This is a genomic window from Kitasatospora xanthocidica (assembly GCF_014656195.1).
Lineage (GTDB): Bacteria > Actinomycetota > Actinomycetes > Streptomycetales > Streptomycetaceae > Kitasatospora > Kitasatospora xanthocidica.
On sequence record NZ_BNBY01000004.1, the window covers coordinates 287,075 to 299,773 of the forward strand.

Genomic DNA, 12,699 nt, shown 5'->3' on the forward strand with positions numbered 1-12,699 from the left:
TGCTGGCAGGGCGGCCCGGGCCGGACAAGAGGTCTGGACCACTGCTCCGTCGATCACTGTGGGTAGCTGTCCGGAAACGAACCTTTCGGCGCGCGCCCGGTCCGCGACCGGCACTTCCGCCGCCCCCCGACCGTCCCCCCGACGCCTCACCACACCCGCACCACACACCACATGACACGTCATCAGCCACCCCCGGCCCGAGGGCGCCCGCCCCGGAAACGCCGAAGACCGGGCCGGGGGCTTCCGCCCCGACCCGGTCCCGGTCGGTCGTCCGGCTCGGTCACTCGTCCGGCTCCGTCAGTCCTCCGGCCCGCTCGGCCGTCCGGCTCCGTCAGTCCTCCGGCCCGGTCAGTCCGCCAGCTCCGCGAGGAAGTCCAGCGACGCCGCCCAGGCCCGCTCCGCCGCCTCCTCGTCGTAGTCCGGCAGCTCCGGGTCGGTGAACAGGTGCCCGGCGCCCCGGTAGCGGTGCACCTCCACCTCCGCACCGGCCCGCCGCATCCGCAGGTACCAGGCGTTCAGCCAGTCCTCCGGCTCGAACGGGTCCGGCTCGGCGATGTGCAGCTGGACGGGGATCTCGGTGACCGCGTCCTCCCGCAGGTCCGAGGTGCCGTGCAGGAGCAGCAGCCCGCGCGCCTTCTCGTCGGCCAGCGCCAGGTTCTGCGCGACCGCGCCGCCGAGCGAGAAGCCCGCGTACACCAGCCCGCCCTCGGACAGCGGCGCGGCCGCCGTCACCGCGCGGCGCAGCACCTCCTCGCTGCCCCCGGCCGCCTCCTGGTACGCCTGCCCGTCCTCGATCGAGTCGAAGGTCCGGCCCTCGAAGAGGTCCGGCGTGTGCACGGTGTGCCCGGCGGCGCGCAGCCGGTCGGCGGCGGCGCGCACGGCGGGGCGCAGCCCGTAGGCGGAGTGGAAGAGGACGATCTGGGCCACGGTTCGGGTCCTTCGGCAGGGGAGGTCGGCTACCCACCCATGATCCCCCATGGCCCGACCCGCCCCCGGTGCCCGTCCGACGGACGCGCCCCGCCGCACCGCGCCCTACGACACCACGTCCTTGCGCGCGAACCCCCGGAAGGCCAGCGCCAGCAGCACCGCCGCGTAGGAGAGCGACAGCGAGACGCCCTGCACCATGCCGCCCCATTCCAGCTGCGGCTGCAGCGCGTCCGCCCACGCGTACTGCCAGTGCGCCGGGAGCCATTCCCGCAGGTCGCCGAGCGCGGTGACGGCGTCCAGCACCCCGGTGATGATCGACGCGAAGACCGCGCCGCCCACCGCGCCGAGCGGCGCGTCCGTCGCCGTGGACAGCCAGAACGCCAGGGCCGCGATCACGATCTCGCTCAGGAAGACGAAGGCCACCGCGATCGCGATCCGGGGCAGTGCCTCCCCGGCGGGCAGGCTGACACCGGCGGGCAGCTTGAGGTCGCCCCACCCGTAGGCGGCGGTCCCGACGGCCAGTCCGATCGCGGGCAGCATCACCACGGCGACCGCCGAGAACGCCAGCCCGACGACGAACTTGCGGGCCAGCAGCCGGGCCCGGGGCACCGGCGCGGCCAGCAGGTAGCGCAGCGAGGACCAGCTGGCCTCCGAGGCGACGGTGTCGCCGCAGAACAGCGCGACCGGGATCACCAGCATGAAGCCGGTCCCCACGAACAGCATGGTGACCGCGAAGTTGGCGCCCGAGGCGGTGGCCAGCTCGATGAAGGTGGTCCGGTCCGGCCGGCCCGGGGTGCCGCCGATCTGGAAGGCGGCCAGCAGCACGAACGGCATGGCCGCCAGCACCCCGCCGATCACCAGGGTGCGGCGCCGGCGCAGCTGGCGCATCGCCTCCACCCGCAGCGGCAGGGTCCGGCTCGCCCGGTACCCCTCCGCGTGGTCAGCCGACACCACGGCGCTCACTGCCCACCACCTCCGATCAACGACAGGAACGCGTCCTCCAGCCGGCGCTGCGGCCCGGCGCTCTCCACCGGTACGCCGAGGCGCACCAGCTCGGCCAGCAGCTCGCTGGCCGCCAGCCCGTCCAGCCGCACCAGCAGGCCGCCCTCGACGGCCTCCGCCGAGCCGACGCCGGCGAGCGCGGCGACCTTCCCGGCCGCCGACTCCGGGTCGTACGGCTCGGCGACACCGATCATCAGCAGCTCCGACGACCCGACGATCTCACCGACCGCGCCGGTCGTCACCAGCTGCCCGTGGTCCATCACGACCAGGTCCGTACAGCTCTGCTCGACCTCGGACAGCAGGTGGCTCGACACGATCACCGTCCGTCCGGCCGCCGCGTAGCGGATCATCACCTCGCGCATCTCCCGGATCTGCGGCGGGTCCAGCCCGTTGGTCGGCTCGTCCAGGATCAGCAGGTCCGGCATCCCGAGCATCGCCTGTGCGATCGCCAGCCGCTGCCGCATGCCCTGCGAGTACGTCCGCACCGCCCGGTCCAGCGCCTCGCCGAGCCCGGCGATGGCCAGCGCCTCGTCGAAGCGCGCGTCGGCCTCCGGGCGTCCGGTCGCCTGCCAGTACAGCCGCAGGTTGGCCCGCCCGGTGAGGTGCGGCAGGAAGCCGGCGCCCTCCACGAACGCCCCGACCCGGGACAGCACCGGCGCACCGGGCCGCACCAGGTGTCCGAAGATCCGGATCTCCCCGGCATCGGGGCGGATCAGCCCCATCAGCATCCGCAGCGTGGTGGTCTTGCCCGCGCCGTTTGGCCCGAGCAGCCCGAGCACCTGCCCCTGCTCCACCCGGAAGCTCAACTCCCGTACGGCGTAGCGGTCCTGAGCGCCCTTGTAGCGCTTGCTCAGGCCGTCGATCCGCAGCGGCACCGCGGCCAGCTCCGGGTCGAAGTCCGGTCCGCCGGCCGCCCGTCGCCGCCGCAGTCGCGGCGCCAGCACCAGCCCCGCGGCCAGCAGCACGGCGGCCACCGGCAGCGCCCAGGTCCGCGCCGGCAGCGGCGCCGCCTCCGTCACCAGCTCCTCGACGGTCGGCAGGGTCACCGCCCCGGCCGGCGCGACCCGGTAGCTGGCCGGCTCGACGGGCGAAGCGTACGCGAGGTCGGTGGCGGCCAGCACCAGCCGCACCCGGTGCCCGGCCGGGAAGGTGTGGTCGACCGTCGGCAGCGCCACCGTGACCGTCCGTCCGGCGTCCGCGCCCGTCACCCGCAGCGGCGCGGCGAGCTGCTGCGGCAGCACCGCCTTGTCGTCCGGCCCGACGTCGTACAGCTTCGCGAACAGCACCGCGTCCGGCCGGTCCGCCGTCACCCGCACCGGCACGGTCGGCTGTCCGGTCAGGTGCAGCGAGGAGTCCAGCGGCGCCGAGTCGAAGGCGGCGTTCTGCCCGGGGAAGTCCAGCGACAGCCCGGCGCCCAGCGAGGCCGCCTGGCTGAGCGCGCCGATGCCCGGCAGCGTCGAGATCCCCGGGGGCGCCCCGCCGGGCGGGTTGGCCACGGTCCTCTCCCCGCCGGCCAGCTCGACCGCCCGGGACCCGGTCCCGCCCAGCCCGGGGTACCGGTCGGCGGTGGCCCCGCGCAGCACGGCCTGGAAGCCGGTCGAGTCCACCCCGCCGGTCCTGGTCACCCGGAACGCCGGGCCGGTGTCGTCCCCGAGTCCCCGCAAGTAGTGGTCGAACCAGGCGGTGACCCGGGCGTCGACCCGTTCGCTGGTGTCGGTCCCGCCGTCGTGCCCGCCCGCGAACCAGTCCACCGCCACCGGCGCGCCGTTCGCGGCGATCGCCCGGGCGATCCGGTCGCCCTGGTCGAGCGGGAACAGCGAGTCCTGCTGCCCCTGCACCACCAGCGTGGGCGCCTTGAGCCGCTCCGCCACCGAGGACGGGCTGGAACGGTCCAGCAGTGCGACGGCCTCCGGGTCGGCGTGCCCGGCGGTCGCGACCCGGTCGTACATCGCGCAGAGCGACTCCAGGAACCGCCCGCACCCGGTCTGCCCGTCCGCCACCGGCTTCGGCTCGCCGCCCTCGCGCGGAGCGCCGCCGGACGGCCCGAGACCGCCCGCCGAGCCGGGGGCGGCCGAGCCGGTGGTGAAGAAGATCCCGGCCCACAGCTTCTTGAACACGCCGTCCGCCGCGCCGGAGCCCTGCACGCCCTGCGGGAACAGCGCGTCCGCCAGGTTCCACCAGGTGATCTGGGTGGCCACCGCGTCGATCCGGGGGTCGTAGGCGGAGGCGAGCAGCGAGATCGCCCCGCCATAGGAGGCGCCGGTGATGCCGACCTTCGGGTCGCCGGGCCCGTCGAGCCGCACCTCGGGCCGCTGGGCCAGCCAGTCCACCAGGTGCCGGACGTCCTCGACCTCGCGGTCGGGCGCGTTGAGGCCGATCTTGCCGCCCGAGCGCCCGAACCCGCGCGCCGACCAGGTCAGCACCGCGTACCCCTGGCGGGCGAGCTGTCGGGCGCGCTCGCGCTCGCCCTCCTTGGAGCCGCCGAAGCCGTGCGCGAGCAGCACCGCCGGCCGCGGGCCGTCACCGCTGGTGAAGAACGAGGTGTCCAGCTGGACCTGCTGCGCGCTGCCGGGCGTCTCCGGCATGCTGAGGAAACGGTCCTCCTCGCGGACGGTCTGCTCACCGCCGGACGCCACCGTTGCCGTACCCGCCGCGGCCACCGCCACCAGGGCCACCGCACCGGCCAGTACCTTGCGTCTGACCGTCGCGCCCCGGCCTCGCCAGCGACGCCATGCCCCACCGAACTCCATGGCCGCTGATCGTATCCGCCGTCCGGGTAGGCGCCCGATAAAGCCGCCGCCGACGCCGACGGCCGCCGGGCCTTTCCGCCCGGTTCGCACCACTGTGCCCGAGTATCGTACGGCCCATGCTCTGGCCGCTGATCTCGCTGCTCGCCATCGCCGCCGCCACCCTGGCGATCGGCTGGACCGTCGACCAGACCCTCCAGCGGATCGCCGCCCGGCAGCCCGGGGCCCCGGTCTGGGCACTGCTCCGCCGCTGCCGGATCCCGCTCCAACTCGCGGTCGTCTCGGCGCTGCTGCTCGTCGCCAGGCCACTGCGGCGGATCCTCCACCTGCACCAGGACGAGGGCGCGCACCACCTGGTCCTGCTCTGTCTGCTCGCCTCCCTCGGCTGGCTCACCGCGCGCGTGGTGTCGGCCGCCCTGGAGGCCCTGCTCGGCCGCTACGAGAGCCGCGTCGACGACCCGGCCCGCGTCCAGCGGGCGCGCACCCAGATCGGCATGCTGCGCCGGGTGGCCGACGCGGTCGTCGTCGTGGTCACCCTCGCCGTGATGCTGCTGACCTTCTCCGCCATGCGCACCGTCGGCGCCGGCCTGCTCGCCTCGGCGGGCGTCATCGGCATCGTGGCCGGCATCGCCGCCCAGAACACCCTCGGCAACTTCTTCGCCGGTCTGCAGATCGCCTTCGGCGACATCGTCCGGATCGACGACACCGTGGTGGTGGACGGCCAGCAGGGCACGGTCGAGGAGATCACGCTCTCCTACCTGGTGGTCCGCCTCTGGGACTACCGCCGGCTGATCGTCCCGGTCTCCTACTTCGTCAGCAAGCCCTTCGAGAACTGGACCCGCCGCGACCCCGGCCTGCTCGCCGCCGTCCTGCTCCACCTCGACCACAGCACCCCGGTCGACGAACTGCGCGCCACCCTGCGCGCCCGCCTCGACCGGCACCCCCTCTGGGACGGCGCCGAGTGGGCCCTCCAGGTCACCGACACCACCCCGAGCACCATCCTCGTCCGCGCCACCATGACCGCCCGCACCCCCGAGGACGCCGCCCAGCTCCGCTTCGACATCCGCGAACAGCTCATCGCCCACCTGCGCGACGAACACCCCGGGGCGCTACCCCGCGTCCGCACCGCCGACAGCTGACCCGGCAGCCCCACCCGCGACAAAAAGCTCCCCGCGCCCCACCAGGGGCACGGGGAGCTTCGCGACCGGCCGCCGTCCCGTTCCCCCGGTCCGCACGGCCCCCTGAGGGTTACAGCGCCCGCGTCATCGTCCGGTGCGGGATCCCGGCGTCCTCGTACACCGGCCCCTCGGCGACGTACCCCAGCCGCTCGTAGAACCCGAGCGCCTGCACCTGGGCGTGCAGCTCGACCTCAGCGGCCCCGCGCTCCGCCCCCGCGGCCTCGATCGCCCGCACGAGCTCCGCACCCAGGCCGGTCCCCCGGGCCGCCGGCAGGACCGCGAGCCGCCCGAGCAGCACCCGTCCCTCGACGCCGCCGGTCAGCTTCCTGGCCTGGTCGCCGAAGATCAGCCGTCCGGTGCCGAGCGCGGTCCCGTCGGCCGCCACCGCCAGCAGGTGCGCCGAGGTGTCGTCGTACTCGTCGTACTCCAGCTCCTCGGGCACGTTCTGCTCGACGACGAACACCTCCCGGCGGACCTGCCGCACCAGGGCGAGGTCGTCCTCGCCCTCGGCGACCCGGATCGTGACACCCGGGAGGGCACCCGTCCCGGCGCTCATGTCAGCTCTCCTCGGCGATGATGTCCAGCGCCTTCTGCAGGTCCTCCGGGTACTCGCTGGAGAACTCGACCCACTGCCCGTCCGCCGGGTGCTCGAAGCCGAGCGAGACCGCGTGCAGCCACTGCCGGCTCAGCCCGAGCCGCTTGGCCAGCGTCGGGTCCGCGCCGTACGTCAGGTCTCCCACGCAGGGGTGGCGCAGCGCGGACATGTGGACGCGGATCTGGTGGGTGCGCCCGGTCTCCAGCTTGATCGCCAGCAGCGACGCGGCCCGGTACGCCTCGATCAGGTCGTAGTGGGTGACGGACGGCTTGCCCTCCTGGGTCACCGCCCACTTCCAGTCCGCGCTGGGGTGGCGGCCGATCGGCGCGTCCACGGTCCCGCTCATCGGGTCCGGGTGGCCCTGGACCAGCGTGTGGTAGCGCTTGTCGGTGATCCGGTCGTGGAACTGCCGCTTGAGGTCGGTGTACGCGCGCTCGGACTTGGCGACGACCATCAGGCCCGAGGTGCCGACGTCCAGCCGGTGCACGATGCCCTGTCGCTCGGCCGCGCCCGAGGTGGAGATCCGGTACCCGGCCGCGGCGAGCCCGCCGATCACGGTGGGGCCGGTCCAGCCCGGGCTGGGGTGCGCGGCGACGCCGACCGGCTTGTCGATCAGCACGATGTCCTCGTCGTCGTGGACGATCCGCATGCCCTCGACGTGCTCGGCGACGATCTGCACCGGGGCGGCGGGGGCGGGGATCTCGACCTCCAGCCAGGATCCGCCGGTCACCCGGTCCGACTTGCCGGCCACGGCGCCGTCGAGCGTCACCTTGCCGTCGGCGGCCAGTTCGGCGGCCTTGGTCCGGGAGAAGCCGAACATCCGGGCCAGGGCGGCGTCGAGGCGCTCGCCCTCCAGGCCGTCGGGAACGGGGAGGCTGCGGATCTGCGCTGCGGTACTCACCCGTACGAGTATGCCGGAAACACCGCCCTCCCCCGCGCGCCGCTCTCGCCGGGCCGTCCGGCCGGGCGAGCGGGAGCGAGCCGGGCTACTCGCCCTTGCCGCCCTGCTGGTGCACGGTACCGTCCGGGTTGCTGCCCCGGAAGGAGAGCAGCACGACCAGGATCCCGCCGCAGACGATCGCCGAGTCCGCGAGGTTGAAGACGGCGAAGTGCTGGACGGAGATGAAGTCCACGACGTGCCCGCGGAAGACGCCCGGCGAGCGGAACAGCCGGTCGGTGAGGTTGCCGAGCGCCCCGCCGAGCAGCAGCCCGAGCGCGATCGCCCACGGCAGGCTGTACAGCCGGCGGGCGATCCGCCAGATCACCACGATGACGGCCGAGGCGATCATGGTGAAGACGACGGTGAGCGCCTGCCCCATGCCGAAGGCCGCGCCCGAGTTGCGGATCACCTGGAAGGTGACGACGTCCCCGATCACCTTGATCGCCGAGTGGTTCTCCAGCTTGGCGACGACCAGCAGCTTGCTGCCGAGGTCGATCAGGAAGGCGAGCACCGCGACGACCAGCAGGACCCCGATCCGCCGCGGACCCCGGGGCTTCTCCGCCACCGTCGGTTCGTCCACGGACGCCGCCTCGGACGGCTCGGCCACGGGCACCTCCACGGCATCGGCGGGGGACGGGACGGCGTCGTCCCGGGTCTGGGGGGAACCTTGCGTACTGATGATCCGCTCCGCTGCCGGTGGAGCTCCCCCGGCCGTAGGAGGGGGAGGGTGGTGGGCCGGTGACGACCTGGACGCGTCCACGGTCGGGGCGGACGCGTCAGGCGACGTTACGGGGTCGAGCGTACGGCAAGCCCGACCCGCCGCGTCGCTCCGGTCGTCCGGTTCGCCGGCCGGTTCAGCGGCGTTCCTGCTTGGCCTTGCACTGCACGCAGAGCGTCGCCCGCGGGAAGGCCTGCATCCGGGCCTTGCCGATGGCCTGTCCGCAGGACTCGCAGGTGCCGAAGCCGACGCCCTCCAGCCGCCCCAGGGCCCGCTCGGTCTGGGCGAGGCTGTCGCGCGCGTTGTTGGCCAGCGCGAGCTCGCTCTCCCGCGAGATGTTCTTCGTACCGGCGTCCACCTGGTCGTCGCCGGCCCCGTCGTTGGAGTCGCGCATCAGGCCCGAGATGGCCGCCTCGGCGGCGTCGATCTCGTTCTGCAGCCGTTCGAGCTCGTTGATCAGCTCGTTGTGCAGCTCGTGGACCTCCTGGGTGGTCCACGGTTCCTCGCCCGGTCGGACCGGCAGCGTGGCCGGGTCGACGGCCTCGGCCCCGCGCGGTCCGGTGACGGTGTCGGTGCTGGACTTCGGTGCGGTAGTGGTCACGGTCCCCTCCCCTGGATCGACCGCCACGGCCTTGCGTGCCCGCTTGGTGGCGGTACCCGCGCCGGTTCCCTTCTCAGCCATGGCTTCGACCCCATCTACGAACGAATCGAGCCGCCGGTTCCCGGCGGCTTCCAGTGCCGGAACGATAATCCCGATCAAAACCGGTCACAACATGACATACCGACGCCTCATAACGATCCCACCCAGGCAGCCGCCCCAACCGCCACGCCCCTCGCGCTGACAGGGTTGTGCCCAGATCACCCCGGCCTAACCACCCTCTGACCAGCCCCGCCGCCCACCCCGGAGCGCCCCGCCCGGAAACGGTTTGGACAAACCGACTCGCCCGGCCGATACACTGGGCCTGCAAGGCGCAGATGGGACGAGTAGCGACGTACGCAGCCACCAGCGACCCGGGGACGGTGCGAGCCCGGGGGTGTGCACGGCGGGAAGATCACCCCGGAGCCGCCGGAAGAACGGCCGCCGCGAAGCCCGCGACGGTCCGCTAGAACCGGCAGCAAGCCCAAACAAGAGGGCCGCGACGGCAGTACCGCGGCCAAGGAGGGTGGTACCGCGGAGCGGCGACACGCCGTTTCGTCCCTCCGGAGGATCCAGTCACAGCATCCGCCGGAGGTAGACGCCCGCGATGAGCACCTATAACCCCGTCCCCGCACAGGTGGACCTCCCCGCCCTCGAACACCAGATCCTCTCCTTCTGGCAGGACAACAAGATCTTCCAGCGCAGCCTGGAGCAGTCCGAGGGCCGCCCCGAGTGGGTGTTCTACGAGGGCCCGCCGACCGCCAACGGCATGCCCGGTGCCCACCACATCGAGGCCCGCGTCTTCAAGGACGTCTTCCCCCGCTACCGGACGATGAAGGGCTACCACGTCGCCCGCAAGGCCGGCTGGGACTGCCACGGCCTCCCGGTCGAGCTCGCCGTCGAGAAGGAGCTGGGCTTCTCCGGCAAGCAGGACATCGAGGCGTACGGCATCGCCGAGTTCAACGCCAAGTGCCGCGACTCGGTGACCCGCCACACCGACGCCTTCGCCGAGCTGACCACCCGCATGGGGTACTGGGTCGACCTGGACGAGGCCTACCGGACGATGGACCCGTCCTACGTCCAGTCCGTCTGGTGGTCGCTCCAGCAGATCTTCGACAAGGGCCTGCTGGTCCAGGACCACCGGGTCGCCCCCTGGTGCCCCCGCTGCGGCACCGGTCTGTCCGACCACGAGCTGGCCCAGGGCTACGAGACCGTGGTCGACCCCTCGGTCTTCGTCCGCTTCCCGCTGACCAGCGGCCCGCTGGCCGGCCGGGCCGCCCTGCTGGTCTGGACCACCACCCCCTGGACCCTGGTCTCCAACACCGCCGCCGCCGTCCACCCGGACGTCACCTACGTCGTGGCCACCGACGGCGACGAGCAGTTGGTCGTCGCCGAGCCGCTGCTGGCCAAGGCTCTCGGCGAGGGCTGGGAGCCCACCGGCGAGTCCTTCACCGGCGCCGAGATGGAGCGCTGGGCCTACCGCCGCCCCTTCGACCTGGTCGAGATCGAGGACGCGCACTACGTCCTCAACGCCGACTACGTCACCACCGAGGACGGCACCGGCATCGTCCACCAGTCCCCCGCCTTCGGCGCGGACGACCTCGCGACCTGCCGCAAGTACGGCCTGCCGGTGGTCAACCCGGTGCTCGCCGACGGCACCTTCGCCCCCGAGGTCCCGCTGGTCGGCGGCCAGTTCTTCAAGAAGGCCGACGAGGCCCTGGTCGCGGACCTCAAGGAGCGCGGCCTGCTCTTCCGCCACCTGCCGTACGAGCACAGCTACCCGCACTGCTGGCGCTGCCACACCGCGCTGCTCTACTACGCGCAGCCGTCCTGGTACATCCGGACCACCGCCGTCAAGGACGCGCTGATCCGCGAGAACGAGGCCACCAACTGGTTCCCGGAGACGGTCAAGCACGGCCGCTTCGGCGACTGGCTGAACAACAACATCGACTGGGCGCTCAGCCGCAACCGTTACTGGGGCACCCCGCTGCCGATCTGGCGCTGCGAGGAGGGCCACCTCACCTGCGTCGGCTCGCTGGCCGAGCTGAGCGAGCTCACCGGCACCGACCAGAGCGAGCTCGACCCGCACCGCCCGTACATCGACGCGGTGACCTTCGCCTGCCGCGACTGCGGCGGCACCTCGACCCGCGTGCCCGAGGTCATCGACGCCTGGTACGACTCGGGCTCGATGCCCTTCGCCCAGTACGGCTACCCGTACCAGAACAAGGAGCTGTTCGAGAAGCGCTACCCGGCGCAGTTCATCTCCGAGGCGATCGACCAGACCCGCGGCTGGTTCTACACGCTGATGGCCGTCGGCACCCTGGTGTTCGACAAGAACAGCTACGAGAACGTCGTCTGCCTGGGCCACATCCTGGCCGAGGACGGCCGCAAGATGTCCAAGCACCTGGGCAACATCCTGCAGCCGATCCCGCTGATGGACCAGCACGGCGCCGACGCCGTCCGCTGGTTCATGGCGGCCGGCGGCTCGCCCTGGTCGGCCCGCCGGGTCGGCCACGGCACCATCCAGGAGGTGGTCCGCAAGACCCTCCTCACCTACTGGAACACCGTCGCCTTCCAGGCCCTGTACGCCCGCACCTCGAACTGGGCGCCCTCCGCGAGCGACCCGGCCCCGGCCGACCGCCCGCAGCTGGACCGCTGGGTGCTCTCCGAGCTGAACACCCTGGTCCGCGAGGTCGACGCGGCCTTCCAGGCGTACGACACCCAGCGCGCCGGCAAGCTGCTCTCCGGCTTCGTCGACGACCTGTCCAACTGGTACGTCCGCCGCGGTCGCCGCCGCTTCTGGCAGGGCGACGCCGCCGCGCTCGCCACCCTGCACGAGGCGCTGGAGACGGTCACCCGTCTGATGGCCCCGCTCACCCCGTTCATCACCGAGCGGGTCTGGCAGGACCTGGTCGTCCCGGTCGCCCCGGACGCACCGGCCTCGGTCCACCTGGCCACCTGGCCCGAAGCCGACGAGACCCTGATCGACGCCGACCTCTCCCGGCACATGACCCTGGTCCGCCGCCTGGTCGAACTCGGCCGCGCCACCCGCGCCGAGTCCGGCGTCAAGACCCGTCAGCCGCTCTCCCGCGCACTGATCGCGGCTCAGGGCTGGGAGGAGCTGCCCGCCGACCTGCGCGCGCAGATCGCCGAGGAGCTCAACGTCGCCACCCTCGAATCCCTCGCCGAGGTCGGCGCCTCCCTCGTCGACACCACCGCCAAGGCCAACTTCCGCGCCCTCGGCAAGCGTTTCGGCAAGGGCGTGCAGGACGTCGCCAAGGCGGTCGCCAACACCGACGCCGCCCGCCTCGCCGCCGACCTCCGCACCTCCGGCACGACCACCGTCGACCTCAACGGCGAGACGATCACCCTCTCCCCCGACGAGGTGATCATCACCGAAACCCCCCGCGAGGGCTGGGCCGTCGCCAACGAGTCCGGCGCCACCGTCGCCCTCGACCTGGCCATCACCCCGGAGCTCAAGCGCCTCGGCATCGCCCGCGACGCCATCCGCCAGATCCAGGAGGCCCGCAAGAACTCCGGCCTCGACGTCGCCGACCGCATCATCCTCCGCTGGCGCGCAGCCTCCGAGGAAACCGCCGAAGCCATCGCCGAACACGGCCCCCTCGTCGCCGAGGAGGTCCTCGCCACCGACTTCGCCGCCGGTGCGGCCGACTGGAACTCCGAAACCTTCACCGACGAATCCCTCGGCCTCGCCTTCCAGCTCCGCAAGGCCTGACCACACACCCCGAACCGCCGCCCGGCTCCCCAGCCGGGCGGCGGTTCCGTTTCCCCACCCCCACCCCCACACACCGGCGAGAGGGAGTGCTGCGGGAGGGGTGGCGCAGGGGGTGGCCCGGAGAGGGGCGTTGCGGGTGATTTTCAGACTGCCAACGGCGCCCAGCCCCGAACCCTCAGAGTCGGCAGTCTGAAAATCATCCAGCCCCTCGGAGCGGCC

General features: G+C 72.9%; 9 protein-coding genes. 2 read left to right on the forward strand and 7 right to left on the reverse strand.

Translation table 11 applies throughout. The features are described 5' to 3' along the window. Positions 1-348: 348 nt before the first annotated feature. The 3 genes from IE332_RS09665 to IE332_RS09675 all read right to left on the reverse strand — a co-directional run bounded on the left by IE332_RS09665 (position 349) and on the right by IE332_RS09675 (position 4,679). Positions 349-927 carry a dienelactone hydrolase family protein gene (locus tag IE332_RS09665; protein WP_373313691.1) on the reverse strand — a complete coding sequence of 193 codons (579 nt, stop codon included), beginning with the start codon at positions 925-927 and terminating at the stop codon, positions 349-351. Between the two features lie 105 nt (positions 928-1,032). Further along, positions 1,033-1,890 carry an ABC transporter permease gene (locus tag IE332_RS09670; protein WP_189915041.1) on the reverse strand — a complete coding sequence of 286 codons (858 nt, stop codon included), beginning with the start codon at positions 1,888-1,890 and terminating at the stop codon, positions 1,033-1,035. Continuing rightward, complete coding sequence (locus tag IE332_RS09675) at positions 1,887-4,679, reverse strand: alpha/beta fold hydrolase (RefSeq protein WP_189915042.1); 2,793 nt, start codon at positions 4,677-4,679, stop codon at positions 1,887-1,889. Before IE332_RS09675 ends, IE332_RS09670 begins: the two co-directional genes overlap by 4 nt. Positions 4,680-4,795: 116 nt before the next feature. Here IE332_RS09675 and IE332_RS09680 point away from each other — a divergent pair, with 116 nt between their 5' ends. Next, complete coding sequence (locus tag IE332_RS09680; RefSeq protein ID WP_189915043.1) at positions 4,796-5,815, forward strand: mechanosensitive ion channel family protein; 1,020 nt, start codon at positions 4,796-4,798, stop codon at positions 5,813-5,815. Positions 5,816-5,924: 109 nt separating this feature from the next. Here IE332_RS09680 and IE332_RS09685 read toward each other — a convergent pair whose 3' ends face one another. From IE332_RS09685 to IE332_RS09700, 4 genes are all read right to left on the reverse strand, one after another. Next, on the reverse strand, positions 5,925-6,410 hold the full coding sequence (locus tag IE332_RS09685) for a GNAT family N-acetyltransferase (protein WP_189915044.1): 486 nt from the start codon (positions 6,408-6,410) through the stop codon (positions 5,925-5,927). Between the two features lies 1 nt (position 6,411). Next, on the reverse strand, positions 6,412-7,350 hold the full coding sequence (locus tag IE332_RS09690; RefSeq protein ID WP_189915045.1) for an RluA family pseudouridine synthase: 939 nt from the start codon (positions 7,348-7,350) through the stop codon (positions 6,412-6,414). A gap of 85 nt (positions 7,351-7,435) precedes the next feature. Further along, on the reverse strand, positions 7,436-8,149 hold the full coding sequence (lspA, locus tag IE332_RS09695; protein ID WP_373313692.1) for a signal peptidase II: 714 nt from the start codon (positions 8,147-8,149) through the stop codon (positions 7,436-7,438). 94 nt (positions 8,150-8,243) lie between these two features. Further along, on the reverse strand, positions 8,244-8,708 hold the full coding sequence (locus IE332_RS09700) for a TraR/DksA family transcriptional regulator (RefSeq protein ID WP_229928471.1): 465 nt from the start codon (positions 8,706-8,708) through the stop codon (positions 8,244-8,246). A 643-nt stretch (positions 8,709-9,351) separates the two neighbouring features. Between IE332_RS09700 and ileS the strand changes: the two genes are divergently transcribed. Then, positions 9,352-12,480 (forward strand): isoleucine--tRNA ligase, encoded by a 3,129-nt coding sequence (gene ileS / locus IE332_RS09705; RefSeq protein ID WP_189915049.1) that lies wholly within the window; start codon positions 9,352-9,354, stop codon positions 12,478-12,480. The last annotated feature ends 219 nt before the right edge of the window (positions 12,481-12,699 follow it).

Bases quoted from the DNA above. Each gene is read 5' to 3' on its own strand.
- IE332_RS09685 (WP_189915044.1), bottom strand. From the start codon at position 6,410: ATGAGCGCCGGGACGGGTGCCCTCCCGGGTGTCACGATCCGGGTCGCC.
- ileS (WP_189915049.1), top strand. From the start codon at position 9,352: ATGAGCACCTATAACCCCGTCCCCGCACAGGTGGACCTCCCCGCCCTC.
- IE332_RS09680 (WP_189915043.1), top strand. From the start codon at position 4,796: ATGCTCTGGCCGCTGATCTCGCTGCTCGCCATCGCCGCCGCCACCCTG.
- IE332_RS09675 (WP_189915042.1), bottom strand. From the start codon at position 4,679: ATGGAGTTCGGTGGGGCATGGCGTCGCTGGCGAGGCCGGGGCGCGACG.